Here is a 25,759-nt window from a genome sequence, read left to right on the forward strand (position 1 = left end):
ATAAAAAAAGCTAAACGCTTATAAACGAAAGTAAAAAGAAAAAAAGATATGAGCACCACGACCATACCATTTGTACCTTATAAAGTAAAGGATATTAGCTTAGCGGCATGGGGTAGAAAAGAAATAGAACTGGCAGAGGCAGAAATGCCGGGCCTAATGTCCCTAAGGGAAGAATACAAAGAAGAGCAACCTCTAAAAGGTGCCCGCATTGCCGGTTGTTTGCACATGACCATACAAACAGCCGTCTTAATAGAAACTTTGGTTGCCCTAGGAGCAGAAGTAACTTGGAGTTCTTGCAATATATTCTCTACCCAAGACCAAGCGGCGGCTGCCATTGCCGCAGCAGGTATTCCCGTTTATGCATGGAAAGGTATGAATGAAGAGGAGTTTGATTGGTGTATTGAGCAAACCTTGTTCTTTGGTGAAGAAAGAAAACCTTTGAACATGATCTTGGATGATGGTGGCGACCTGACCAATATGGTCTTGGACAAATACCCCGAATTGGCGGCAGGTGTAAAAGGACTTTCAGAAGAGACCACTACAGGAGTACATAGATTATATGAGCGTGTTAAGAACGGTACATTGCCCATGCCGGCCATTAACGTAAACGACTCTGTAACCAAATCAAAGTTCGACAACAAATATGGCTGTAGGGAAAGTGCCGTAGATGCCATTAGAAGGGCTACCGATACCATGCTTGCCGGTAAACGAGTGGTCGTAGCAGGTTATGGCGATGTTGGTAAAGGAACTGCCGCTTCTTTTAAAGGGGCCGGTTCTATAGTAACGGTTACCGAAATTGACCCTATATGTGCCCTACAAGCCTGTATGGACGGTTTTGAGGTGAAAAGATTGGAAACGGTTATCGGAAACGCCGACATCGTAATTACGACTACCGGAAATAAAGATATTATTAGAGCCGAACATTTTGAAGCCTTAAAAGACAAAGCCATTGTTTGTAACATTGGCCATTTCGACAATGAAATTGACATGGCATGGTTAAATAAAAACCATGGCCATACAAAGGACGAAATAAAGCCTCAAGTTGACAAATACACCATAAACGGTAAGGATATAATTATTTTGGCCGAAGGCCGATTGGTAAACCTAGGTTGTGCTACCGGTCACCCAAGTTTTGTAATGAGTAACTCTTTCACCAACCAAACACTGGCCCAAATCGAGTTATGGAACCATAGTGACAAGTATAAAAATGAAGTTTACATGTTACCAAAACATTTAGACGAAAAGGTTGCCAAATTACATTTATCACGTTTAGGTGCCGAGCTTACAGAACTTAACCCAGAACAAGCGGCTTACATAGGGGTTACGGTCGAAGGACCTTTTAAACCCGATTATTACAGATATTAAAACTATTCTTATTATAAAAAACCCTTACAATTCGTAAGGGTTTTTTATTTTTATATGCATCCATAAAACAAATAACTCGACCAACACTTTATATAAACCGGTTTTATCTTACCACACTACTTATTTTTTCTGTGGATAATTGTAAACACCAATAAATAATGAACATGAAAAAAATAACACTAGCTCTTATTTCCATATTTGGATTATTATCAAACATTTCCATAGCACAAGAAAACGCTGTAATCGACAAAAAATATAGTAAAGAAATAGTCCGTTTGGCAAAAGCAAAAAAAGTTGAGGCCGCCTTCGCATACATTGAAGAACTAAAAGACCAGACTACGAAAGACCACATAGTATTGACAGAGGTGTTGGCTCCCCCGTTCAAAGAAGATGAAAAAGGAGTGGTTTTTATGAATATGCTCAAGAAAGCAGGGGTCGATAGTATCTGGACAGATAAAGTCGGGAACGTTATAGGGTTAAAAAAAGGTACTTCTGGCACATCGGGCTATGTAGGTATCGACGCCCATTTAGATGTAGTTTTCCCAGAAGGAACCGATGTAACGGTAAAAAAAGTGGGAGACACGCTAAAGGCTCCAGGTATTGGAGACGACACACGCGCACTGGCCAATCTCATATCTATGGTAAAGGCCATGAACAAGGCCGATATTAAAACCGAAAAAGACCTACTGATCGTGGGTACCGTAGGGGAAGAAGGACTAGGTGACCTACGTGGAATGAAATACATATTCAACGAGTCGGGGTTGGATATAGATTCTTGGATCGCCATTGACGGGGGCAGTATGGGTAGAATAAGCAATGCAGGACTGGGCTCTAAACGTTATAAAGTACTTGTAAAAGGAAAAGGGGGCCATTCTTGGGGCGCTTTTGGACTTGCAAACCCTCATCATGCCCTAGGCAAGGTAATTGATGAATTTTCAAAAGCGGCATGGACATATACCTCAGGTGACATTCCAAAAACCAGCTTTAACGTAGGTCGCATAGGCGGTGGTACTTCCGTAAATTCTATTCCGTTCGAATCTTGGATGGAAGTGGATATGCGTGCCATTAGCCCCAAAAACTTGGATGAGATCGAGGAAATCTTAAAAACATCGGTAAAAAAAGCCATTGCGGAATACAATGCCAGTGGCGTAAAAGACGAAGTTACCTATGAACTAATCAAGATCGGCGATCGCCCGTCAGGCGAGCTCTCCCATACAATTCCGTTAGTACAGAGAAGTATGGCCGCTACCGAATACTTTGGTGCAACACCATCATTGGGCAGGGGCTCTACAAATATAAATATTCCCGTTTCCAAAGGTATTCCGGCCGTATGCATCGGTCGGGGAGGTAGTGGTGGCGGTGCGCACTCACTGCATGAATGGTATGTAAACGATGAGCCTGGGGACGAATCCGTTAAACTGGCACTTTTGATAACCTTGGCGCAAGCAGGATTAGCAAAATAAACAAGTATAACCATAATACTTAAAACATACCAAAGTCGATTTTTTTTGCTTCCGACCGCGAAAAAAAAACTAATATATTTACTGAAAAAATTACCGAATGTTCGTTTCCACCAAAAGATTCTTGATCTTTGCCCCAGAGAACGGAACAATTAGACCAATAGACAACATATGATTATTTACGTAGATATGGACGAGGTTATCGCAGATACCTATGGCGCCCATATAGAGATATACAACCAAGAATTCAATGCCAACCTTACCAAGGAGACCTGTATGGGTTCGGAAGTATGGAAAATGGTTCCGGAAGCACATCAAGAAAGTGTACGCAAACATGCTACCAGAAGAGGCTTTTTCAGAAACCTGAAGCCCATTGAGCACAGTATTGAAGTTCTTTCGAAAATAAATGAAGTACACGAACTTTACATCGCCTCGGCGGCCATGCAGTTTCCCAATTCCTTAGAAGAAAAAAGTGACTGGTTAGACGAATATTTTCCATTTATACCTTGGCAAAACAGAATTTTATGCGGTCATAAGCACATCTTAAAAGGAGATGTGCTTATTGATGACAGAAATTATAATCTAGAGAGATTTGACGGTCGCAGTTTACAATTCACTTCGCCCCATAACATAAACACCAACGGGTTTGAACGTGTGAATACTTGGCTAGAGGTTGCCGAAAAACTACTGTAGCCCTAAACGTTCTAAATCATAGAAATAAAAGTTCTTTTCATCGTTCATGGCCACGAAAAGACCACTTTTAAAAGTACTGTTCAAAGGTACCGTAACCACCTCACAACCATCGGTTTCCAATGTACTTAGGTTTATAGCCTTTATAAAAGTGTTGTCCTTTCTCGAAAAAATGTTGAATTCCCCTTTTTGTTGATTCGAGACTATTATAGCACCCTCACCATTCTCATAGGTCGCAATGGCTATACCTTCTATATCCTCTAAAAAATAGGCTCCTCCGAAACAAGACAATTCTTCATTGCCCATAGCGGGCTCCGCATAATATTTTTTTATACAGACCCCTTCATCCGAATAGTACACATAACCGGCCTCATCATCTACCGCAATGGCCTCTATTTCTTTTTCACCGCTAAAAGAACCAAACATACGTACCAAGTCGGCCTTTACGCCTCCACTATCCGCATACAACGAATATTGGTATAAATACCCATTACTAGGTCCTGTTTTTCTTCCTACAATGGCATAGATAGACGAATCTTTGGGTGATTTGTACAGACTTACCCCCATTGGCAATCTATTCTCCAATTGTTCCTCATCTTCAAAAACCGGAAAACCTCCACCATCCAATGGTTTCATTTCGGGCACCGAGAACATTCGTATTTGTTGTTTCTCTCTTTCGGTAAATACCAAAATATCGGTAGTTGTGGAGTCGTTTAACCGAAACCCATACTCTACATCCACATTGTTGGGCCGTTGTATATTTTTAATTGTCTTATCCTCGATAATCTTCCCCTCCAGATCAAAAGCATATATGGCGCCATTGGTGTCCTTATCGGTACCGAACACAATACTTTTAGAAGCATCCTCCGGATGAATCCAGATTGCCGGATCATCGGTATCATTAAGGGTAAACTCGGTAATGACATCGGGGGCTATTGTCGGTAATTTACTATTGTTGCAAGAACACAAGACTACCAGTAAACTGTATATATAAATATTATTTTTCATTGTCGTTATATTTAAACAAACCATCTTTATACTACCCATAGAGGGGTGTTACATTTTATGGTTTTTAATTATTTTTTAAACAGATCGTACTTTAATCCAAAGGTTAGGCGTTGACCATAAAATTCTATTTGTTGGGTACGCTCTTTAACGCCTTGAAAGTATCTTAAAGGCTGATTCGTTATATTATTCAAATCTGCGTATATACTAATGTTTTTGCTTAATTGGTATGTTGCATTAAAATCTAAAAATAATTGGGTATCATAGTATCTATCTTCAAAATCGTTTCCTCCGATCTCATCGATATAGCTATCAGAAAAATTTGCGGACAATCTGGCACTAAACTTTTTATCCGCGTAACCTAAAGATCCATTGAACATATTTGGCGCCGTATTGGGCAGGTCAAGATCATCTCGTTGATCACCATCCTCATTGCGAATACCCTCTGCAGAAGAGGTAAGATAGGTATAGTTTAGGTATAGACTAAAGTTTCTCGCAAAGCCAGGAAGAAAATCCAATTGACGTTGAAAGGCCAATTCCACACCAAAAATAGAGGCACTATCTCCATTTAATGGCTGAAAAACATCGTAACCTTGTGTTTCCGAACCGAAAGAATCATCGGGGGCCTCGTAGATAAACGTGTAGATAAAGTCTTTAATGTCCTTATAAAAAAGACCTCCAGATATAATTCCCACATTTTGAAAGTAATGCTCGGCCATGACATCAAAACCCATAGAGAGTGTAGGGTCCAAATCGGCATTGCCCAGTACAATCTCACTGTCCTCGTTCACTATCTCGGCCCTTGGTATAATATCTACATAATTGGGTCTTGCCAAAGTATTTGTCCACGCAAATCTAAGAATGGTGTTATACGATACATCATACTTAAGATGAAGACCCGGCAATATATTGGTATATGAGTTTTTCCCGTTTACCTCTTCTACAATAATTTCTTCGTCTATTCCCGCATCCTCGTCCTCCTCTATAAAAGTAACCCTATTGCCCTTAGAGTTAAGTTTGGTGTTCTCTAACCTTAAGCCCGCCAGTACACTAAACTTATCCGATAATTTTTGATTTATCATAAAATACCCTGCCAATACATCTTCATTTACATCAAAATTACCAGGGGCAAATTCATCAATTACCAACTCTCCGTTGTCACTGTTTAAATCTAGGCTCCCTAACCATTCTTTAGTTGCAAAAGAACCTATCAAATATTGGCTTCCTGCCATAAAATCGGGATCATCATAGTCTTTTACCGGTACACCGGCCAATGTAGGATATTCATCTTCTAGGTCATGCTCATAGAAATCATTGTCCCTTAATTTGGATTTAAATCTGCCCCGTGCCCCAAATTTGATGGTTCCATCCCCTTTTCCGAAAATGTCTGCCGGAATTTCAAAATTCAAAAACACATTTACATCCTCTTCTTCGGTATATTGGTTTTCTTCGGTGATCTCCCCATATTCAAAATTCTCAAAAGCGGCATCATTTACATCGGCAACGGAAAACCGTGGGTATCTAGTATTAAAAACATCATTATTGATTATATATTCAGATTCGAATTCTGCATACCGCTCATTAAGACGTTCTTCAGAAGCTTTGGCATAAGAGGTCATCCAATCTACCTTTAAGCTGCCCCATAAGTGATTTCCACCCAAACTATAGTTCTGCATGCGTTGGTCCTCTAATCGTCGGTTTTTGCTCCTATTATTATCAATTCCTCCTTTTGACTGTCTTTTTACCTCTACGGGAAATCTTGTCGGAACACCATTACTTATCGTAAAATCTCCTATTTCTATATCTTCCGCATCTAAAATCTCATGTTCTAAACGAAATCTATTCTCCCTATCATCTCGCCAGTTATACATGGTCTTAAGAAAAATAGTATTGTTCACATTAAACTTATAGTCCAAATTGGCGGAAAAACTTCTTCTTACACGTTGTACCAAATATTCTCTTTGTTCGAAAACATTGGCATACGGATCTACGTCCACTTCTTCCAAAATTGGTTCACCTTCTTCATCTTCTAGCCCCGTATTGTACTCGAACTCGTCCGTCCATTCTGCCTCAATATTGTCCGATCCAAAATCATTATCGTTTATAGATGCTGAGACCATCCATCCAAACTTATCGTTCTTGCTACGGTCCCCTATTAAAAAAGAGCCGTTTAAAATGGGTTTGTCGGTTATAAAATTAATTCCGGAACCAAGGGTCGCCGAAATTCTAAATCCTTGTGGTGATGTTCTGGTAATCAGGTTTACAGATCCCCCTAATGCATCTGCATCCATATCGGGTGTTACCGCTTTACTAACTTCAATGGATTGTATCATATCTGCCGGAATCAAATCCATCTGAACATTTCTATTATCACTTTCTGCAGAAGGAACCCTACTACCATTTAAAGTAACCGAATTTAACTGTGGAGACAACCCCCTAACAATAATATTTCTTGCTTCGCCCTGATCCACCTGCATGGTAATGCCGGGTATTCTTTTTACCGCATCACCGATGTTAACATCCGGAAATTTTCCTATTTGATCTGTAGATACAACATTGGTAATGTTCAAATTTGTTTTTTGCGTATTCAAAGCCTTTGATTGTCCGCTTAGGCCATAGGCCGAAACCTCAACACCATCCAACTCCATACTTTTGGGCTCTATGGAAATAGCCACACTTGCGGTCTTACCCGCCTCAATGGTCACCTTTTGTGATAAATCTGCATATCCTAAATAAGAGATTTCTAAAGAATAGGTACCGGCCGGTACCTCTACAATGGTAAACTTACCGTCAAAATCGGTAATGGCCCCTTTTGTCAATGAGCCGATAATTACATTTGCACCTGGAAGATACAGACCATTTTCATCGGTTACGGTTCCTTGTATATTTCCTGTTTGTGCGCGAGAGAAAAATAGGCCCATGAACAGGGTCATAATTGGCAATAACAATTTCATCTTCTAGTTAGTTTGGTTTAGGGCACAAAGAAATTGGTTACCTAACTAAAAGGTGTTATCTAAAATTAAAGGCTATATGATGTTTTACCCGTTTTAAGATGGTTTTTATATCCTCTTTACCATTAATTAACTTTTTGGAAACAAAAAAGCCTTTGCGACATGCAAAGGCTTTTAAAAAAAATAATTTTTATACTAAGCTTCAAAAGGCTCTATGGAAACATAAGATTTTCCACCAGCTTTCTTTTCAAACTTTACAAGACCGTCTACACGGGCATGTAATGTATGGTCTTTTCCTGCGTATACATTCTCACCAGGATTATGTTTTGTTCCACGCTGTCTTACAATAATGTTACCAGCGATTGCAGCCTGACCACCATAAATCTTAACGCCTAAACGTTTCGATTCTGACTCTCTACCGTTTTTCGAACTACCTACACCTTTTTTGTGTGCCATTTTTTTCCGGTTTTATTTTGTTATACTTAGATGGTATTGCAATTAAGCTTTACCACCGTCTAATTCGTCTTGCCATTTTTTAAGCTCGTCCCATTTACCCTCGGCAGCCAATTTAGCTTGTGCTGGCCAAGTGTCGGTAACATGATTACCACGAACGTCTGCAATAATTTCAGAGATTTTCTCTGATTTGGTCTTCGCTAGGTCGGCATAGGTTGCAATACCTGCCGCAACAAGCGTTTCTGCAATTTTAGGCCCAATACCTTCGATCTTTTTAAGATCATCGGCTTTTGCTGCTTTAGGGGCTGCCTTTTTCGTAGCTGTTTTTGCAGGTGCTGCTTTTTTAGCTTCTGGCTTTGCCTCTTTTTTTGCCGGTGCAGCTTTCTTAGCACCTTTAGCAACAATAGACTCAATTACAATCTCGGTCAACGACTGGCGATGTCCGTTTTTCTTTCTGTAACCTTTACGTCTTTTCTTGTGAAAGACGATTACCTTATCACCTCTTAGGTGCTTAATGACTTTAGCCTCTACTGCGGCTCCATCTATAGCCGGGGCGCCAACAGTAACGTTCTTACCATCATCTAAAAGAAGTACATTGTCAAAAGTTACCTTTTTTCCTTCTTCTACCTGTAAACGGTGAACGTACACTTTTTGGTCTTTCGCAACTTTAAATTGCTGCCCTGCCATCTCTACAATTGCGTACATATCGTTAAAAATGTATTATTAAAACCTGTTGGATTTTTTCCAAAGGCGGGTGCAAATATACTGCTTATTAGCTAATCTACAAGGGTTTTTGAAGAAATTTCACCTGCTTTCCCTTAAATTATTCGAAGTTTTAAAAAGTTGCATAAAAGAAAGCGTCAACACCAAGCTGGTAGTAAACCCCATGGTTGCCACGATCAAAAAAACAATGGCCTCAAAGTTAGCAAATTCATTGGCCCACTGTACCGAAAGCTTTTCTAAAAAACCAGGGTTCAACTCTGTAGAATACAACGCAAAAAATATGGTAAAAATCAAAGTGGCCACGCCTCCTGTAACAAGACCGGCAACAAACCCCGTACTGTACCCAAAAGTATCTGCCTTCTTTATCTTAAAATATTTTATCGCCTCATATATTCCAAAACCGGTAATTACCCCATTAAAAAGGCTATAAAAAATATTGGTATGAAGACCTAAAAGCGATAAAATCAAAAAATAGGCAATCAAACATCCACTAGTTGCTATTCCGAATCGAATGGGTAATGCATAATTTTTCATAATCACCTTTTTTTCAGACATTTAAGTTAATGAATATTTAATAATAATGGAATTTTTGAACCACAAAACCAATGCATTTTTTAAGATTACACTTACAAAACCTTAAATTCGTGTAACAATTATGACAAATACGATACTATTCTTTTAATGAACACTAAACACTATTTGAAATGAAGAAAAAATTATTAACGGGCACGGCTCTGCTTTTTTCTTGCCTTATCATGACTGCGCAAGAAGTAAAGTACGAAGAATATGACCTTGAAAATGGTCTACATGTGATCCTTCACCAAGATAACAGCGCCCCTTTGGTGACCACATCGGTAATGTACCATGTTGGAGGAAAGGACAGATCCGAAGGCAGAACCGGTTTTGCGCATTTCTTCGAACATTTATTGTTCGAGGGAACCAAAAATATCGAAAGAGGAAAATGGTTTGAAATCGTATCCTCCAACGGAGGCAAAAACAACGCCAACACATCACAGGACAGAACTTATTATTACGAGGTTTTCCCTTCCAACAACTTAAAACTTGGCCTTTGGATGGAATCTGAGCGTATGCTACACCCGGTTATCAATCAAGACGGTGTTGACACGCAAAACGAAGTAGTAAAAGAGGAAAAGAGGTTACGTTACGATAATTCACCTTACGGAAAAATCCTATTTACCGTTGGTGAAAATCTATTTGAAAAGCACCCTTACAAAGACCCTAACATTGGTTACATGAAGGATCTTGATGCTGCTTCGCTAGAAGAGTTCATTGCCTATAAAAACAAATATTACGTACCTAACAATGCCGTACTAGTGGTGGCCGGTGATTTTGATACCGACCAGACAAAAAAATGGATCTCAGACTATTTCAAAGACATTCCGAGAGGAGCGGATGTAACAAGAAACTATCCAAAAGAAGACCCGATAACCACAGAAAGAAAAGCGAAGACATACGACCCCAACATTCAAATACCAGCGACCATAATCGCATACAGAACTCCTGGTTTTGCAGATAGGGACGCCTATGTTCTGGATATGTTATCTACTTATTTAAGCGATGGACCAACATCCAAGCTTTATAAAAAAATGGTGGACGACAAAAAAGAGGCACTTCAGGTCGGTGCTTTTAATATAGGCCAGGAAGACTACGGAATGTATTTGGTATTTGCCCTTCCAGTAGGTGAAACTTCTTTAGAGACCTTGAACAAATCTGTTGAGGAAGAAATCGAAAAAGTAAGAACTACCCTTATTTCCGAAAAAGATTATCAAAAGCTACAAAACAAGTTTGAAAACAGGTATGTGAATTCCAATTCCAGCATAGAAGGTATCGCTGGATCTTTGGCGACCAATTATATGCTATATGGCGATACTTCATTGATCAATAAGGAAATAGAAATCTATCGCTCCATAACCAGAGAAGAAATCATGGAAATAGCGAATAAATATTTGAAACCCAATCAACGTGTACAAATAGATTACCTACCTGAAGAAAAACCAGCAAATTAAGAAACACTATGAAAAATTTATATATATTATTTTTTGTTGTCTTTGCCACTTTTACGGCACAGGCACAAGTAGATAGGTCGGTTATGCCAAAACCTGGACCTGCCCCGGAAATTAATTTAAAAGAACCCCAAAGTTTCCACCTTAACAATGGTTTAAAAGTTTTGGTAGTAGAAAACCACAAATTACCGAGAGTCTCTATTCAATTGACCATAGACAATCCTCCTATTTTAGAAGGTAAAAAAGCAGGCGTATCAAGTTTGACCGGTGCGCTATTGGGCAAAGGAACCAAAAACATTGACAAAGACGAGTTTAACGAAGAAATAGACTTTTTAGGTGCAAGAATGAGTTTTGGCCCCCAAAGCGCCTATGCAAGTTCCCTTTCTAAGTATTTTCCGAGAATAATGGAATTGCTGGCAGATGCGGCGATCAACCCTAATTTTTCGCAAGAGGAATTTGAAAAAGAAAAGGAAAAATTGATTACAGGCCTCAAGACCGAAGAAAAAGATGTTCCTGCCATAGCCGGCAGGGTACAACGAGCACTGGCCTATGGCAAAAACCATCCCTATGGGGAGTTTACAACCATAGAAACCGTAAACAACGTTGGACTAAGTGATGTAGAAGCGTTTTACAGAGATTATTTTGTACCTGCAAATGCCTATTTGGTCGTAATCGGAGATGTAGATGTTGATACCGTAAAAGAATTAACGGAGAAATACTTTACCTCTTGGACCAAAGCGGTACCTCCGACATTCACGTATTCAACCCCACAAAACGTATACAATACCCAGATAAATTTTGTAGACATGCCAAATGCGGTACAGTCAGAAATCGCTGTACAAAACATAGTCACGCTTAAAATGAAGGATGAGGACTATTTACCCACCTTGATCGCCAATCAAATTTTAGGCGGTGGAGGCGAAGGACGTCTTTTCTTGAACCTAAGAGAAGACAAAGCATACACATACGGTTCTTATTCTTCTATTGGAAACGACAAATATGAAGCTTCTAGATTTGTGGCCACTGCCAGTGTCAGAAATGCGGTAACCGATAGCTCTGTAGTTGAAATACTGAATGAAATAGATCGCATTATTGCACAACCCGTTTCCGAAAAGGAATTAAAGAATACAAAAGCAAAGTATGCCGGTAGGTTTGTAATGGCTCTGGAGCAACCACAAACCATTGCCAATTATGCTTTGAATATCGAAAAAGAAGGTTTGCCAAAAGATTTCTACAAGACCTATCTGGAACGTCTTGAAAAAATCACTATCGAAGATGTGCAGAATGCCGCAAAAAAATACTTTAGCTCTTCCAATGCCCGTGTAGTTGTTGTAGGAAAAGGAAGTGAGGTTTTAGAAAATCTGGAAAACATACAGTTTAAAGGAAAAACGCTTCCAGTTCACTATTATACCAAAACAGCGGATAAAACCGAAAAACCAAATTACAAGTCAGAAATTCCGGCCGGAGTTACCGCTAAAAGCATTATTGAAAAATATATAGAAGCTATTGGCGGAAAAACCAAATTGAAAAGTATAGAATCGTTTGCAATGGATGCCAGTGCAGAAATGCAAGGAATGCAATTAGAGCTGCAATTGAAAAAAACAGCTAAGAACCAGCTTATGCAAGACATAAAAATGATGGGCAATTCTATGACGAAACAGGTTCTCAACAATGACAAAGGTTATGTGGTTATGCAAGGTCAGCGCAAAGACCTATCAGAAGAAGAAATACAAAAAATAAAAGAAGAAGCTGCTCTTTTTCCAGAACTGAACTTCTTGTCATCCGATAATATCTCTTTAGAGGGCTCTGAAATGGTAGGCGACAAAAAGGCCTATAAAATAAAGGCTACGGACAGTAAAACTATCTTTTACGATGCGGACACAGGCCTTAAACTAAAAGAAGTAAACGTTGCAGAAATGCAAGGTCAGCAAATGCAACAAACATTGATCTTCGATGATTACAAAGAAGTATCGGGTGTACTTTTCCCATTTAAGCTTTCTCAAAGTATGGGACCCCAAAACATCGATTTTACGGTTACAGAGATAAAAATAAACAGTGGTGTTTCTGCTGCAGATTTTGAATAATCTTTATACAAATGACGAAAAAAGTCCACTTAAAAAGTGGACTTTTTTATTTAACAGTAATAGTTCTTCTGGTTTGATATTAAAATTTAAGCAGTTAAAAGCCTTCATAATTTTTATGCCCGATTCTTTAGGGCATTTTTTATATTTGGTATCTTTACCAATGAAACAATTTTTCGTTCTCACATTAAAAACAAGAAAATGACACCAAAAAATAAAATAGCTTCCTTCTTCCTCATTTTAGCGGTTTTACTCACTTCATGTAAGGAACAAAAAGAAGAAAAACAAACCGAAGGCCCTACTCAAATGGAACAAGTAATGGCCATTCACGACGAAGTTATGCCCAAGATGGGGCAATTAGGAAAATTAGTAGGCCAATTAAAGCCATCTGCAGATTCTTTAGGTCCTGAATCACCAGAGGCCAAAGCAGTAAGAGATTTACAGGATGCCAATAAATCTATGATGGATTGGATGCAGTCTTTCGGAGACCGTTTTGATTCAGAAGAGATTTTAGAAGGTAAAGCCCTTAGCGACGAAAAACAGGCTTGGTTAAACGAAGAGGAAGCAAAAGTAAAAGAGGTTAAAGAAAAAATAAATTCGAGCATCAAAAACGCTGAAGCTATTCTTTCAAAATCTAATTAAAATCTTTCCACCATTCTTCATTGGATGTAGGGGTGCCGTTCAAATAAAAGGTTTCCCCTATTCTAGGGGTGGTCACGGGCACACCTAATTCTTTTGCCCTTTTAGATATTCTTTGCACAGGCTCAGTCCACGGGTGCATTGCCAATTTAAAAGCGCCCCAATGAATGGGCATAATTTTCTTCGCCTTTACATCTAACCCTGCTTGGGCCGTTTCCTCGGGCATCATATGTATTTCTTTCCAGAGTTCATTGTATTGCCCGCACTCTAGCATAGCAAAATCGAACGGACCATATTTTTCTCCAATCTCTTTAAAATGGCTTCCATAACCACTATCACCGCTGAAGAAAATATTTGAGCTATCGGACTGTACGACCCAACCGCTCCAAAGGGTCTTACCTCTATCGGCCAATCCTCGACCAGAAAAATGTTGTGCAGGCGTACATTTTAAGTGTAGATCCTCGAACTGTGTTTCTTCCCACCAGTCGAGTTCAACAATACGTTTTTCTTCCACTCCCCATTCCATTAAATGCGCCCCAACGCCCAATGGGGCATAAAACATTTTCACCCTGTCCTTTAAAAGCTGTACAGAGCCATAATCAAGGTGATCATAATGGTCATGAGAAAAAATAACCGCATCAATTTCTGGCAAACGCTCAATATCTATAGGCAGGTTTTTACTGAACCTTTTACCTCCCAACATGGGGTTCGGAGCCGGAACAGGACCCAGCATTGGATCTAACAGCAAGTTTTTACCCTCTATTTGCAAAAGAAACGTAGAGTGCCCAAACCAGACCAATCTAGTTGGTCCGTTATACCTTGCCACCTCTAAGGAATCAATTTTTAAAACAGAAATATTTTTAGCGGGAACTGCATTGGGCTGTGGCGAAAAATACCCCCGAAGCCCCTTTAAATAGTCAGCGAACCCCATTTTCATCTTAACATCACCAAGGTTAACGAACACCCCGCCCTTAAAATTATCGGACTTCTTAAATCTTTCTTTTTGGGCCTTGGTAGGCGAACCACCAAATTCTGGGCTCAGATTTACGAACAGTACACCTATTAACACTAAAACCACCAAAATAGCAACTACCATCAGCACCATCTTCTTTAAAATATGTTTGATTTTTTTCATCTAAAAAGGTAATCGACCAAGATCAACATTACCCCCAGAAATTATTACCCCTATTTTTTTTCCTTTATAGGTATCGGGATGCGTTTTTGATTCGTTGATCAATGCCGCAACAGCAACAGCACTTGAGGGTTCTATAACTATCTTCATACGCTCCCAGACCAATTTCATGGCCGCTATGATCTCGTCTTCCTTAACCCTCACAATCTTTGAAACAAGCTCTTTGATAATAGGAAAGTTTTTATCCCCCAAATTCGTTTTTAAACCATCGGCAATGGTGGCCACGGTTTCGTTACCTTCAATTTTTCCACTTAACATAGACCTGTAGGCATCGTCCGCCTCAAAAGGCTCACCGGCAACTACTTTACAATTATCACCAAAATATTTTGCGGCCAAAGCAGATCCGGCTATGAGCCCTCCTCCACCAATAGGACAAAAAAGAAAGTTCAAATCCGGCTGTTCGAACAAAAGCTCTATAGTAGCGGTACCCTGCCCTACAATCACATCAATATCATTGGAAGGATGCAAAAAAATAGCACCTGTTTCTTTAGCTATACGATCTGCAGTAGCCTGCCTAGCTTCTAGGGTCGACTCACATTCATGAATAATACCGCCATACTCCAAAACTCCGTTCTTTTTTACCTGTGGAGCAGATTCTGGCATAACTATGTGGGCAGTTACCCCTAAGCTTTTGGCCGCCAAAGAAACAGCCTGTGCAAAATTTCCCGAAGAATGTGTAACTACACCTTTTGCCCTTTGCTCATCGGACAGCTGCAATATGGCATTGGTGGCACCTCTAATCTTAAAGGCACCGGCCCGTTGAAAATTTTCAGTTTTAAAATAAATTTCGGCCCCTACTATCTTATTGATCAACCTAGAGGTTAAAACCGGTGTGTTATGTACGTATGGCCTTATTCTTTCATGACAATCCAACAATACGCTCTTATCCATAATCAACACTTTACTATTTCCACTCCAACGTCTCTATAATCCTACGCATATCATTTTGAAGGTATGCGGCGGCCGGTAAAATTGAATCATAATTGGGCTTGGCATAAAAATAGACAGACCCCGTTAAAAAATGCTCAGTACTATCGGTAACAAAAAATTGTGATTGTGAAGCTGCGTTGCCCTGAACCTCGAACAAAGCCCCATATACCTTTTTATCCGGATTTATATAAGGTTGTTCTACAATATTATCCGCCTTTATCGCATGCTCATAACTAAGTTTTTTAGCATCTATGATCAATTTATCGATATTTCCTTCTACTTTCTTATAGCTTAAGAAAATAGCCCCTTTCATTTCAGGATATTCTAAGGTAAAAGCATTGTTTTTATTGATATCTGGCCTAGCAAACTCGTTGTACTCAAACTTAAAATCATCAGTTTCCAACGGTACATTCTTCCCTTCCGGATATTCTAACCGTATTTGCGCCTTGGGTTTAGGGATAGCTTCTTCTTTACAACTGCAAACAATAGTTAAAAGGCACACAAATAGTATAACTGGTCTAAGCTTCATGTGGTAATGTTACTTTAATTTGTTTTAGTCTTTTCTTATCAAAACTTTCCACTACAAATCTATAATTCTCAAACGTGATTTCTTCTCCTCTTTTAGGAAAACTACCTGCCATTTCAAGTACAAAACCTGCAATGGTCTCCGACTCCCCTTTATTGTTTTCAAAAATATCCTCGTCTTCGAGTTTTATGACCCTATAAAAGTCCTTTAAAGTGGTCTTACCTTCGAACACATAATTATAATCGTCCAACTTAGAGAAAATCAAATCTTCATCATCGAACTCATCGCTGATATCCCCAACGATTTCCTCTATAATATCCTCTAGGGTAACAATTCCCGAAGTACCCCCATATTCGTCCACAACAATTGCCAAATGGTTCTTTTTGGCCTGAAAATCGGCCAATAGATCATCTAGCTTTTTGTTCTCGGGAACAAAATAAGGCTCCCTTATCAATGTTAGCCAATTAAAGGATTTACGGTCTAGATATGGCAAAAGGTCCTTTACATAGAGAACACCCAGCACGTTGTCTATATTCTCTGAAAACACAGGAATTCTAGAGTAACCGTGTTTCTTAATCTCTTCTAGCACCTCTAGAAACTTCATTTGATCATTGAGAGAAAAAATATCGATACGCGGACACATTACCTGCTTGGTATCGGTATTTCCGAAAGATACGATACCTTCAAGAATCTTTTGTTCTTCCTTGGTCGTATCGCCATCGGAAGTAAGCTCTAAAGCCTGCGACAATTGGTCTACACTTAAACTGGATTTTTCTTTACCTAACTTTTTGTACAAAAAAATAGTACCCGAACGCATGGGCAGACTTAACGGCGAGAACAAAAAGTCCAATACTTTTATGGGGTAGGCCATAAAGTAAGAAAAACTCAATCTATTTCTATTAGCGTACACTTTTGGAAGAATCTCACCGAACATTAATATTAAAAAGGTAGCGACTACAACCTCCAGTAAAAATCGAACGGATACAACATTGAACAGCACCTTGTCTATATCTGAGAACAGTGTATCGCCAATAAGGTTAAAAAGCAATACGACTCCTATATTTATAGCATTGTTAGCTATTAAAATGGTCGCCAACAATTTTTTGGGGCGTTCTAGCAGTTTAATTAAAATACCACTTTTGTCCGTCTTTTCTTCCCGAATCTTATTTATTTCTGTAACAGAGAGACCAAAAAGAGCCACTTCAGCACCAGAAATAAGGGCAGAACATATTAGTAGAACTATAAGCATGGCAATGTTGAGCGCAAAAGCTCCGTCCATCACCATAAAATTTAAAACCAAACTAAAAGGGCCAGGGTCCAATTATTCTTTTTTATAAAATGTTAGAACGGTAAGTCATCATCTTCCGGCTGATTTGACGGCGGGGTAGTTTTTGCAGGAGTCCTTTCTACACCGGCACTTTGCGGTTGAGATGGCTGTGCCCCACTATTGGGCATACTCTCCTTTTTTGTGCTTAAAAAGGTGAAATCCTGTACATGAACCTCTGTCGTATATCTTGTGTTGCCGTCTTCACCCTGCCATTGCCTGTTCTTAAGCCTTCCTTCTACATATACCTTATCTCCCTTGCTCAAATATTTTTCACATATTTCGGCAGCCTTGTTCCTCACTACGATGTTATGCCAATCTGTATTGGTAACACGCTCTCCGGTCTGCTTATTCGTATAGGTTTCGTTGGTAGCCAAAGGAAACCGACCAATACTGCCGCCACCTTCAAAATAATGCATCTTGACCTCATCTCCCAGATGCCCAATTAGCATCACTTTATTTAATGTACCGCTCATAATTTTTATCTAATGTTCAAAAGTACTAAAATTTAAATGTTTTCATAAAATCCGCAAGTAAAACAGGTACCGCATAATTATCAAGTTTTGAAACATTTATTCCTTCCTTAAGCCTATCTGTGCCTTCTAAAATCCAAAATTTCGTATATAAATGCTGATGCGATAATTTATGTACGATAAAACTATCGTTGTACAATGTTATTTTATCCGCCCTGGAAGTTTCTAGAACGTCCTTGTATTTTTCTTCTATATTCTCCAATCCTATTTCCCTATCGGATTCTAACAATGGAAACTCCCACAAATTTTGCCATATACCTTTACCTCTTCGCTGCCTAAGCAAGGTATATCTTTCATTTTCTCCATCCTTATATATAGGTATTAAATAATTAAAGTATCTCTTCCGTATTTTTGTCTTTTTAATTTTTACGGGCAATTCTTTTACCTTTTCTTCTTTTAAAGCAATACAGCCATCGTTTAAGGGGCAAGACGAGCACGCCGGACTTTGGGGTGTACATTGAATGGCCCCAAACTCCATAATACCCTGGTTATAGTCCCTTATTTCGGTCGCATGAAGCAACTCTTGCGCCAATTCTTTAAAATACTTCATCCCCGAAGTACTGTTTATAGGCGTTTCTACACCAAAGTATCGTGATAGCACCCTATATACATTACCATCTACAACCGCGTGTGGAGCATTATAACAAATAGATGCTATAGCGCTTGCCGTATAATCACCAACCCCCTTTAGCGTCAAAAGCTCTTTATAAGACCTAGGAAAAACACCATTATATTCTTCAACGACCATTTTAGCCGCCGCATGCAAATTTCTGGCACGGGAATAGTAGCCCAGACCCTGCCATAATTTTAAAACTTGTTCTTCTTTTGCGTTCGACAAATCATACACCGTAGGAAATACATCTATAAACTTGTTGTAATACGGTATTCCCTGTGCGACCCGAGTTTGCTGGAGCATAATTTCCGACAACCATATATTATAAGGATCTATAGTGTTTCGCCAAGGTAATTCTCTTTTATTTTGGCGATACCAAGCCAAGATTTTCTCTGAAAAAGACATCTACTTTAATACTAAGTGATAAATGTAGCAGTTTATATACTTAAAATTAGTCCTTTAGAAAGAAAGATTGAATTTAATTTATATATTTGCAACCCGAAAAAAATACAGAAAACCTAATATTGTAAGATGACGAAAGCGGAAATTGTATCGAAGATCTCAGACAAACTGGGAATTGAAAAAGGAGATGTACAGGCGACAGTAGAATCCTTTATGGAAGAAGTTAAAACTTCTTTGGAGAGTGGAGATAATGTATATTTAAGAGGTTTTGGCAGTTTTATCATTAAGACCAGAGCAGAAAAAACTGGCAGGAACATCTCTAAGAATACTACGATTAAGATCCCCGCACACAACATTCCTGCATTTAAACCTGCCAAGGTTTTTGTTGAAGGAGTAAAGAGTAATGTACAAGTTAAGTAATAATTTAAAAAAAGAACTTTATGCCGAGCGGTAAGAAAAGAAAAAGACATAAGGTAGCTACACACAAGCGTAAGAAACGCAGAAGAGCTAACCGACACAAGAAAAAGTAGTTTTAAAAACTACTTTTTCTCTTTAATACGTTCATTGACATAGAGATCTCTAAGACAGATCTCGGCAGATTTGTACAAATCTGTTTCTAGCATTGTTTAATCAATTTATCCGCTTTATTCTAAAGCCGGATAGATATAAATACATTCAGGTGAATAGAGAATTAATCGTAAGATCTAGTTCCGATGCCGTTGATTTTGCTTTATTAAAAGACGGAAAACTCACTGAACTGCATAAAGAAGAGGATAATAACAATTTTTCTGTTGGCGATATATTTTTGGCCAAAATAAGGAAGCCCGTTACCGGTCTGAACGCCGCATTTGTAAATGTTGGGTATGAAAAAGATGCTTTCTTGCATTATCATGACCTAGGGCCCCAGTTATCCTCAATGTTAAAGTTCGTAAAACAAGTGAGCTCAGGAAAACTAAAGGATTATTCCTTAAAGAACTTTCCGTTTGAAAAAGATATTGATAAGAATGGAGTTATAACAGATGTTATAAAGGCCAATCAATCACTTTTGGTTCAAATAGTAAAAGAACCCATTTCCACCAAAGGACCAAGAATAAGCTCAGAGCTTTCGATAGCGGGGCGTTATTTGGTTATGGTCCCTTTTTCCGATCGTGTTTCGGTATCTCAAAAGATAGCCAGCAAAGAAGAAAAAGATAGGTTAAAAAGACTCGTAAAAAGTATTAAACCTAAAGGATTCGGGGTAATTATCAGAACGGTAGCAGAAGGCAAAAAAGTAGCGGAGCTTGACAAAGATCTAGAAAACTTGCTGAACAAATGGTCAGCAATGTGTAAAAAATTATATCGTGCACAAACACCGTCTAAAGTACTAGTGGAGCTTAACAGGGCATCTTCTATACTAAGAGATGTTTTTAACGATAGTTTTACCGGAATTTATGTTGACGACGCCAACCTGTTTACGGAAATAAAGGACTACGTAGCTGAGATAGCTCCAAGCAAAGAGTCTATTGTAAAACATTATACGACCAATGTTCCGATTTTTGAAAAATTCGGAATCGACCGACAAATAAAAACGTCGTTCGGTCGCACGGCAACAATGAGCAAAGGTGCCTATCTAATTATTGAGCACACCGAAGCTCTACATGTTGTAGACGTAAACAGTGGTAACCGATCAAACAAGGCAAAAAATCAAGAAGACACGGCCCTTGAAGTAAATTTATTGGCCGCTTCAGAAATTGCCAGACAATTACGCCTCAGAGATATGGGGGGTATTATCGTCGTTGATTTTATTGATATGGTGAAATCACAACATAGAAAAAAGCTCTTCGAACATCTCAGGGACGAGATGAAGGACGACCGAGCAAAACACAAAATTTTACCTCCAAGTAAATTTGGTCTAATACAGATTACAAGACAACGTGTTAGACCCGAAATGAATATCAAAACAACTGAAAAAAATCCAAATAACGCTGGACAGGAGGTAGAAGCTCCTATAGTTTTGATAGACAAAATAAATGTAGACCTAGAACGTCTCTTGAAAGGACCTGCCAAAGACAATAGTATAACACTAAATTTACATCCTTTCATTGCAGCCTACATTACCAAAGGATTCCCTTCTATTCGTTTCAAGTGGTTCTTGGAACACAAAAGATGGATCAGAATTCAACCAAGAGATGCGTATACGTATCTAGAATACCGTTTTAAGAATAAAGACGGCAAAACAATATATTAACGAAAAAGCGACTTCTTATAAAGAGTCGCTTTTTTTGTTTTATATAACCAAACATAAAAATAACGACAAAGTTACCATCAAAATGCCCAAAAACCAGTAAAAAGTACACTTTAACAATGCTATTTTCTTAAAAATATGCAAAGCTATTTTCCTAAATCTACACTTCTATTATCTTTACTGGACTGTCATATTTATGTGATTTAATGGGAAAAACCAAAAAAAGAAAACAACAAGCCAAAATTCTACGAAATTTTAGAAAAGTACATCGTTTGACAGGTGCATGGTTATTTATTTTTTTCATGTTTATCTCTGTTACAGGACTACTTCTTGGGTGGAAAAAAAATAGTAACGGACTAATTCTAGCAGATACAGAAAAGGGAACTACCTCTGAAATAGCTGAATGGCTTCCTTTGGACGACCTACGCCAAAATGCACAACAGATATTCGAAGATTCTATCTCAACAAAACTTTCATCGGAAATAGACCGTATAGACGTAAGGCCCGATAAAGGTATTTTGAAGTTTAAATTCAAGGATAATTTTTATGGAATTCAACTTGACGGTGCCACTGGAGAACTTTTGAAAATCGAAAGAAGAAGATCCGACATTATAGAACAGATACACGATGGCTCTATTTTAGACAGATACCTAGGCACTTCAAATGCCCCCATAAAACTTGTTTATACTACAATAACCGGCCTTGCATTACTCATATTTACCATTACCGGATTTTGGCTATGGTATGGACCTAAACAAATGAAAAAGACCTCAAAAAGCACATGAATATGCATCGTGCGAACTATACCTTAACAGAGGCAAAAAAGAAATTGGAAAGCTATTGTGCCTACCAAGACCGATGCCATAAAGAGGTTGTTAATAAACTAAAGCAAATGGGAATGATCCCCATGGCCATAGACACCATAGTTTCAGACCTGATCAAAGAAAACTATTTAAACGAGGAACGATTTGCCAAAAGTTTTGCCAGAGGTAAGTTCAACATAAAAAAATGGGGCAAGAACAGAATCGTAAACGAGCTAAAACAGCGCGAAATATCAAGATACAACATTAATACCGCACTCAAAGAGATAGACGAAAACGACTATTTGAATACCCTTGACAAGTTAGCCAAGAAAAGACTATCACAGATTACCGAGACCAACAAACAAAAAAGAAAGAAGAAATTAGCCGACTATCTTCTGTATAGAGGATGGGAAAGTCATTTAGTATACCAAAAGTTAAACGAGCTTATAAAATAGCCCTATAAAAACGATTACCCGTTAAATCTATTTGTACGAAGGATCGCTTTTCTGTTTTTTTCATCGATCCACTTCTGACCTTTTATTTTACGCATAAACACATCAAAATACCTCATAAAAAGTATGTTATAAAATGCCTTTGCCAAATTCTTAGGGTTTCTTGGGATGGCCCTTAAGCTCATAGAAAAGCCGGGCGTTACATATTTCATATAATGCCAATACCCTTCTGGCATATATAAGACATCGCCGTGCGACAAACTGGCCCTATACCCTTCCGCTTTCTTTAAGGCCGGCCACTTTTCATAATCGGGATCAGAAAAATCGATTTCTTCATGGGTTATTAATGAATACGGAACCTTGTATAGATATTTAGTCTCCGATTGCGGAAAAAGAATACATTCCTTTTCTCCTTCAAAATGAAAATGGAATATATTTCCCAGATCAATATCATAATGCATAAAAGTGTAGGAATCTCTACCCCCAAAAAATAACATAGGTAGCTTTTTCATAAGTTTTATTCCAAAATCCGGATAGGTATAGTCTTTTTGAAGCTCTGGCACCTCCTTTAATACATTCCAAAGAAAAATTCGAAATCTGGTTGGCTCTCTTTTTAGCAAATCGATATACTCCCGCATTTTCATCTTTGCATGGGGTTCGTTAAAACCATCTTCATGCTGAACAGGTCTATCATCGTACAGGGGAACTATCTTATCTCCGGCTACGGCTTTCATATAATCCAAGTTCCACTTGGCAAAAGCAGGCCAATCTTCAATAGCCCCACTTACAACCACAGGTTTTTGGGGCTTAAAATAATGCGCTATAAAATCTTCCTTGGTAATCTTATCTACCTTAGGAACTTCTGTCAACTTCAATGGTACGCTCGTTTTTTGGAGCCCCAAAGTTAATTAACGTAACTAAAACATTATACTAAAATGTTGACAATGTAGGACTAGTCTGTCAATTTAGCCTTTTGTTTGGCCAGCTCATTACGTTCTATCTTATGCTCTGGTCTAGACCATTTTGGCTTTTCGTTCAAAGACCTATATTCCGACTCTGAAGCTTCTACCGTTTTAGGCTGCGATACCTTGGTAAATGGTTTTTGAGGAATTAGCCCCAAAGTTTTGAACATTTCCATATCCTCGTTTACGTCAGGGTTCGGTGTAGTCAATAACTTATCGCCGGCAAAAATTGAGTTGGCCCCGGCAAAAAAGCACATCGCCTGCCCCTCTCTACTCATTTGCGTACGGCCTGCCGATAAACGCACTTGGGTTTCTGGCATTACAATTCTGGTGGTGGCCACCATACGTATCATATCCCAAATAGGAATAGGCTCTATATCTTCCATAGGCGTACCCTCTACGGCCACCAACGCATTGATCGGTACAGATTCTGGCTGTGGGTTCAAAGAAGCCAAGGCAACCAACATACCTGCCCTATCTTCCAACTTTTCCCCCATACCTATAATACCGCCACTACAAACGGTTACATTACTTTTTCTAACATTGTCAATGGTCTCCAACCTATCTTCAAAAGCACGTGTAGAGATAACATCCTTATAATAATCCTCAGAAGTATCCAAGTTATGGTTGTATGCGTACAGACCGGCCTCGGCCAATCTTTTGGCCTGATTCTCGGTCAGCATACCAAGAGTGCAACAAACCTCCATATCCAGTTTGTTAATGGTACGAACCATTTCCAACACTTGATCAAATTCAGGTCCGTCCTTTACATTTCTCCACGCAGCACCCATACACACTCTAGAGCTGCCAGATGCCTTAGCCCTCAATGCTTGAGCCTTAACATGGGAAACGGTCATTAAATCATTTCCTTCAATATCGGTATGATAACGAGCCGCTTGTGGACAATAACCACAATCTTCAGGGCAACCTCCAGTTTTAATGGAAAGTAACGTAGATACCTGAACTGTATTTGGGTCGTGATGTTTGCGATGGATCGTTGCCGCCTCGTACAGAAGCTCCATCATGGGTTTATTATAAATATCTAAAATTTCTTCCTTAGTCCAATCGTGTCTTGCTTCGCTCATAAATCTCAGGTTATTACCAGTTGTCAAAAATAGCTGAATTCAATTAAAAAACGGGCTTAATAGATTTATAAATCCTGATACAGATATCGCCTGTTATAAACCGACTTATAAAAAATCACTATATCATGGTCTTACAATACAAAAATTAATCTCCTGACCTAGAAAGTAAAATACTAACGGCATTGCCCCCAAAACCAACGGCGTTCACCATTACTTTATTTATACTCTTTGGAATAGCGTCATATTCAAGATAGGGAACCTTTATTACTTTTTGGTAGCTTAACATCAAAACCGCCATTTCTATACTCAACATTCCAGAAGCACCAAACGTATGGCCAACCTTCCATTTATTGGTCGTCAAAAAAGGGACTTCTTCTCCAAAAACCTTTTTAACGGCATTAAATTCTGTTTGATCTCCTTTAATGGTGCCTGGCGCATGCATTACGATTACGTCTATTTCGGAAGGCGCCATATCTCCCAGAGCCATTTTCATAGACTGCTGAAAACACTCGGCATCGGCAGAAATAGAAACATTATGTTTTAAAGGCTCCGTAGCATAACCGACCCCTACTATAACCGCCAAAGACTTTTCACCAACCCCCATTTCTAAGCAGGCCATGGAAGCCGCTTCACCAAGAACCATCGTGTTTTGTGTTTTTTTTAAATTCAAGGCCATGGACGGATAACGAGATTTCTCTTTACTATAAATCTTTAAAGCCTTCATCTGTGCGATGGTAAACGCTGTCAAGGGCGCCTCGCTGCCACCCACCAAAAACTTATTTGCCATTCCACTTTTTAACCATGCAATACCGTTTAACATGGCATGCAATGCAGTAGAACAAGTAATGGAATGCGAAAACGCAGGACCCTCTGTTTGCAGGTCATGGGCTACCCAAGAGGCTATATTGCCCAATGTGGTCGTAGGGGAAGCCAATGAAGCGGTCTTCTTCTTCTCTAAAAACTCTGTATGGTACTTTTCAAATAATTCGGTTGCACCACGGGAGGATCCGATATTTATCCCAAAGTTATCTTTTCTATAAGTACCATGGTTCCAACCGGCCATTCTAACGGCGTTCCGCGAAGCGAACAAAGCATAGATTACCGAATTGTCCAATTTTTTATATTTAACATCCGACTCTCTAAGTTCTTCTATATTCTTTATTGAACTACTCTTAAGCCTTCCGACCCAAGTTTTCTCATTATTAAAATCCTCTTCTCTTAAGAAATGATCTTCATTTTGATAGCTATTCCATGATTCTTCCAATGATTCCCCCAACGGCGAAATTGATGAGATAGCGGTAATGGAAATTTTTTCTTTTATC

Annotated in this window: 24 protein-coding genes; 10 read left to right on the forward strand and 14 right to left on the reverse strand. The window is 38.9% G+C overall.

Annotated features, from left to right (window positions below; genetic code table 11):
- Positions 1 to 48 precede the first annotated feature (48 nt).
- The 3 genes from ahcY (at position 49) to J8L85_RS01465 (ending at position 3,518) form a co-directional block, all read left to right on the forward strand.
- Positions 49 to 1,365 carry an adenosylhomocysteinase gene (gene ahcY / locus J8L85_RS01455; RefSeq protein ID WP_211013926.1) on the forward strand — a complete coding sequence of 439 codons (1,317 nt, stop codon included), beginning with the start codon at positions 49 to 51 and terminating at the stop codon, positions 1,363 to 1,365.
- A 164-nt stretch (positions 1,366 to 1,529) separates the two neighbouring features.
- On the forward strand, positions 1,530 to 2,828 hold the full coding sequence (locus J8L85_RS01460) for a M20/M25/M40 family metallo-hydrolase (RefSeq protein WP_211013927.1): 1,299 nt from the start codon (positions 1,530 to 1,532) through the stop codon (positions 2,826 to 2,828).
- Positions 2,829 to 2,996: 168 nt separating this feature from the next.
- Positions 2,997 to 3,518, forward strand: coding sequence for a 5'(3')-deoxyribonucleotidase (locus J8L85_RS01465; RefSeq protein ID WP_211013928.1), 522 nt, complete (start codon positions 2,997 to 2,999; stop codon positions 3,516 to 3,518).
- Here J8L85_RS01465 and J8L85_RS01470 read toward each other — a convergent pair.
- The 5 genes from J8L85_RS01470 to J8L85_RS01490 all read right to left on the reverse strand — a co-directional run bounded on the left by J8L85_RS01470 (position 3,510) and on the right by J8L85_RS01490 (position 9,181).
- Positions 3,510 to 4,523, reverse strand: a complete 1,014-nt coding sequence (locus J8L85_RS01470; protein WP_211013929.1) for a phytase — start codon at positions 4,521 to 4,523, stop codon at positions 3,510 to 3,512. The two genes, J8L85_RS01465 and J8L85_RS01470, sit on opposite strands and share 9 nt — an antisense overlap.
- 68 nt (positions 4,524 to 4,591) lie before the next feature.
- Positions 4,592 to 7,474 (reverse strand): TonB-dependent receptor, encoded by a 2,883-nt coding sequence (locus tag J8L85_RS01475; protein WP_211013930.1) that lies wholly within the window; start codon positions 7,472 to 7,474, stop codon positions 4,592 to 4,594.
- A 192-nt stretch (positions 7,475 to 7,666) separates the two neighbouring features.
- On the reverse strand, positions 7,667 to 7,927 hold the full coding sequence (gene rpmA / locus J8L85_RS01480) for a 50S ribosomal protein L27 (protein ID WP_211013931.1): 261 nt from the start codon (positions 7,925 to 7,927) through the stop codon (positions 7,667 to 7,669).
- Positions 7,928 to 7,969: 42 nt separating this feature from the next.
- Positions 7,970 to 8,629, reverse strand: a complete 660-nt coding sequence (rplU, locus tag J8L85_RS01485; RefSeq protein WP_211013932.1) for a 50S ribosomal protein L21 — start codon at positions 8,627 to 8,629, stop codon at positions 7,970 to 7,972.
- Between the two features lie 99 nt (positions 8,630 to 8,728).
- Positions 8,729 to 9,181 carry a DUF4199 domain-containing protein gene (locus tag J8L85_RS01490; protein ID WP_211013933.1) on the reverse strand — a complete coding sequence of 151 codons (453 nt, stop codon included), beginning with the start codon at positions 9,179 to 9,181 and terminating at the stop codon, positions 8,729 to 8,731.
- Between the two features lie 170 nt (positions 9,182 to 9,351).
- Here J8L85_RS01490 and J8L85_RS01495 point away from each other — a divergent pair, with 170 nt between their 5' ends.
- From J8L85_RS01495 to J8L85_RS01505, 3 genes are all read left to right on the forward strand, one after another.
- Positions 9,352 to 10,674 carry a pitrilysin family protein gene (locus J8L85_RS01495; RefSeq protein WP_211013934.1) on the forward strand — a complete coding sequence of 441 codons (1,323 nt, stop codon included), beginning with the start codon at positions 9,352 to 9,354 and terminating at the stop codon, positions 10,672 to 10,674.
- 8 nt (positions 10,675 to 10,682) lie between these two features.
- On the forward strand, positions 10,683 to 12,755 hold the full coding sequence (locus J8L85_RS01500) for a pitrilysin family protein (RefSeq protein WP_211013935.1): 2,073 nt from the start codon (positions 10,683 to 10,685) through the stop codon (positions 12,753 to 12,755).
- 198 nt (positions 12,756 to 12,953) lie between these two features.
- Positions 12,954 to 13,394 carry a hypothetical protein gene (locus J8L85_RS01505; protein WP_211013936.1) on the forward strand — a complete coding sequence of 147 codons (441 nt, stop codon included), beginning with the start codon at positions 12,954 to 12,956 and terminating at the stop codon, positions 13,392 to 13,394.
- On the opposite strand, the gene J8L85_RS01510 is transcribed toward J8L85_RS01505, so the two are convergent.
- Genes J8L85_RS01510 through mutY form a run of 6 tightly spaced genes read right to left on the reverse strand, consistent with a single transcriptional unit; the run spans position 13,387 to position 18,914 of the window.
- The gene (locus tag J8L85_RS01510) at positions 13,387 to 14,526 is read right to left on the reverse strand and encodes an MBL fold metallo-hydrolase (protein WP_211013937.1); all 1,140 of its coding nucleotides are present in this window, start codon (positions 14,524 to 14,526) and stop codon (positions 13,387 to 13,389) included. The genes J8L85_RS01505 and J8L85_RS01510 overlap by 8 nt on opposite strands.
- Positions 14,527 to 15,474, reverse strand: coding sequence for a pyridoxal-phosphate dependent enzyme (locus J8L85_RS01515; RefSeq protein ID WP_211013938.1), 948 nt, complete (start codon positions 15,472 to 15,474; stop codon positions 14,527 to 14,529).
- A 13-nt stretch (positions 15,475 to 15,487) separates the two neighbouring features.
- On the reverse strand, positions 15,488 to 16,042 hold the full coding sequence (gene gldD, locus J8L85_RS01520) for a gliding motility lipoprotein GldD (RefSeq protein ID WP_211013939.1): 555 nt from the start codon (positions 16,040 to 16,042) through the stop codon (positions 15,488 to 15,490).
- Positions 16,032 to 17,324 (reverse strand): gliding motility-associated protein GldE, encoded by a 1,293-nt coding sequence (locus tag J8L85_RS01525; protein ID WP_211016246.1) that lies wholly within the window; start codon positions 17,322 to 17,324, stop codon positions 16,032 to 16,034. Before J8L85_RS01525 ends, gldD begins: the two co-directional genes overlap by 11 nt.
- Positions 17,325 to 17,380: 56 nt before the next feature.
- Positions 17,381 to 17,839 carry a single-stranded DNA-binding protein gene (ssb, locus tag J8L85_RS01530; protein WP_211013940.1) on the reverse strand — a complete coding sequence of 153 codons (459 nt, stop codon included), beginning with the start codon at positions 17,837 to 17,839 and terminating at the stop codon, positions 17,381 to 17,383.
- A 25-nt stretch (positions 17,840 to 17,864) separates the two neighbouring features.
- Positions 17,865 to 18,914 (reverse strand): A/G-specific adenine glycosylase, encoded by a 1,050-nt coding sequence (gene mutY / locus J8L85_RS01535; protein WP_211013941.1) that lies wholly within the window; start codon positions 18,912 to 18,914, stop codon positions 17,865 to 17,867.
- 126 nt (positions 18,915 to 19,040) lie between these two features.
- On the opposite strand from mutY, the gene J8L85_RS01540 reads away from it, so the two are divergent.
- The 4 genes from J8L85_RS01540 (at position 19,041) to J8L85_RS01555 (ending at position 22,393) form a co-directional block, all read left to right on the forward strand.
- Positions 19,041 to 19,331 (forward strand): HU family DNA-binding protein, encoded by a 291-nt coding sequence (locus tag J8L85_RS01540; RefSeq protein ID WP_013306152.1) that lies wholly within the window; start codon positions 19,041 to 19,043, stop codon positions 19,329 to 19,331.
- A gap of 259 nt (positions 19,332 to 19,590) precedes the next feature.
- On the forward strand, positions 19,591 to 21,138 hold the full coding sequence (locus J8L85_RS01545; protein ID WP_211013942.1) for an Rne/Rng family ribonuclease: 1,548 nt from the start codon (positions 19,591 to 19,593) through the stop codon (positions 21,136 to 21,138).
- Positions 21,139 to 21,308: 170 nt separating this feature from the next.
- Positions 21,309 to 21,920, forward strand: a complete 612-nt coding sequence (locus J8L85_RS01550) for a PepSY-associated TM helix domain-containing protein (protein WP_348771738.1) — start codon at positions 21,309 to 21,311, stop codon at positions 21,918 to 21,920.
- Positions 21,917 to 22,393, forward strand: a complete 477-nt coding sequence (locus tag J8L85_RS01555) for a regulatory protein RecX (protein WP_211013944.1) — start codon at positions 21,917 to 21,919, stop codon at positions 22,391 to 22,393. Before J8L85_RS01550 ends, J8L85_RS01555 begins: the two co-directional genes overlap by 4 nt.
- 14 nt (positions 22,394 to 22,407) lie before the next feature.
- On the opposite strand, the gene J8L85_RS01560 is transcribed toward J8L85_RS01555, so the two are convergent.
- The 3 genes from J8L85_RS01560 to J8L85_RS01570 all read right to left on the reverse strand — a co-directional run bounded on the left by J8L85_RS01560 (position 22,408) and on the right by J8L85_RS01570 (position 25,758).
- A complete protein-coding gene (locus tag J8L85_RS01560; RefSeq protein ID WP_211013945.1) occupies positions 22,408 to 23,265 on the reverse strand; it encodes a cupin-like domain-containing protein in 858 nt (285 codons plus the stop codon).
- A 77-nt stretch (positions 23,266 to 23,342) separates the two neighbouring features.
- Positions 23,343 to 24,437 carry a biotin synthase BioB gene (gene bioB / locus J8L85_RS01565; protein ID WP_211013946.1) on the reverse strand — a complete coding sequence of 365 codons (1,095 nt, stop codon included), beginning with the start codon at positions 24,435 to 24,437 and terminating at the stop codon, positions 23,343 to 23,345.
- Positions 24,438 to 24,582: 145 nt separating this feature from the next.
- Positions 24,583 to 25,758 (reverse strand): beta-ketoacyl synthase N-terminal-like domain-containing protein, encoded by a 1,176-nt coding sequence (locus J8L85_RS01570; RefSeq protein WP_211016248.1) that lies wholly within the window; start codon positions 25,756 to 25,758, stop codon positions 24,583 to 24,585.
- Between the last annotated feature and the right edge of the window lies 1 nt (position 25,759).

It is taken from the genome of Maribacter sp. MMG018, assembly GCF_018100785.1.
Lineage (GTDB): Bacteria > Bacteroidota > Bacteroidia > Flavobacteriales > Flavobacteriaceae > Maribacter.

Coding starts and splice junctions, on each gene's coding strand:
- ahcY (WP_211013926.1), top strand. CDS start 49: ATGAGCACCACGACCATACCATTTGTACCTTATAAAGTAAAGGATATT.
- J8L85_RS01460 (WP_211013927.1), top strand. CDS start 1,530: ATGAAAAAAATAACACTAGCTCTTATTTCCATATTTGGATTATTATCA.
- J8L85_RS01465 (WP_211013928.1), top strand. CDS start 2,997: ATGATTATTTACGTAGATATGGACGAGGTTATCGCAGATACCTATGGC.
- J8L85_RS01470 (WP_211013929.1), bottom strand. CDS start 4,523: ATGAAAAATAATATTTATATATACAGTTTACTGGTAGTCTTGTGTTCT.
- J8L85_RS01475 (WP_211013930.1), bottom strand. CDS start 7,474: ATGAAATTGTTATTGCCAATTATGACCCTGTTCATGGGCCTATTTTTC.
- rpmA (WP_211013931.1), bottom strand. CDS start 7,927: ATGGCACACAAAAAAGGTGTAGGTAGTTCGAAAAACGGTAGAGAGTCA.
- rplU (WP_211013932.1), bottom strand. CDS start 8,629: ATGTACGCAATTGTAGAGATGGCAGGGCAGCAATTTAAAGTTGCGAAA.
- J8L85_RS01490 (WP_211013933.1), bottom strand. CDS start 9,181: ATGAAAAATTATGCATTACCCATTCGATTCGGAATAGCAACTAGTGGA.
- J8L85_RS01495 (WP_211013934.1), top strand. CDS start 9,352: ATGAAGAAAAAATTATTAACGGGCACGGCTCTGCTTTTTTCTTGCCTT.
- J8L85_RS01500 (WP_211013935.1), top strand. CDS start 10,683: ATGAAAAATTTATATATATTATTTTTTGTTGTCTTTGCCACTTTTACG.
- J8L85_RS01505 (WP_211013936.1), top strand. CDS start 12,954: ATGACACCAAAAAATAAAATAGCTTCCTTCTTCCTCATTTTAGCGGTT.
- J8L85_RS01510 (WP_211013937.1), bottom strand. CDS start 14,526: ATGAAAAAAATCAAACATATTTTAAAGAAGATGGTGCTGATGGTAGTT.
- J8L85_RS01515 (WP_211013938.1), bottom strand. CDS start 15,474: ATGGATAAGAGCGTATTGTTGGATTGTCATGAAAGAATAAGGCCATAC.
- gldD (WP_211013939.1), bottom strand. CDS start 16,042: ATGAAGCTTAGACCAGTTATACTATTTGTGTGCCTTTTAACTATTGTT.
- J8L85_RS01525 (WP_211016246.1), bottom strand. CDS start 17,324: ATGGTGATGGACGGAGCTTTTGCGCTCAACATTGCCATGCTTATAGTT.
- ssb (WP_211013940.1), bottom strand. CDS start 17,839: ATGAGCGGTACATTAAATAAAGTGATGCTAATTGGGCATCTGGGAGAT.
- mutY (WP_211013941.1), bottom strand. CDS start 18,914: ATGTCTTTTTCAGAGAAAATCTTGGCTTGGTATCGCCAAAATAAAAGA.
- J8L85_RS01540 (WP_013306152.1), top strand. CDS start 19,041: ATGACGAAAGCGGAAATTGTATCGAAGATCTCAGACAAACTGGGAATT.
- J8L85_RS01555 (WP_211013944.1), top strand. CDS start 21,917: ATGAATATGCATCGTGCGAACTATACCTTAACAGAGGCAAAAAAGAAA.
- bioB (WP_211013946.1), bottom strand. CDS start 24,437: ATGAGCGAAGCAAGACACGATTGGACTAAGGAAGAAATTTTAGATATT.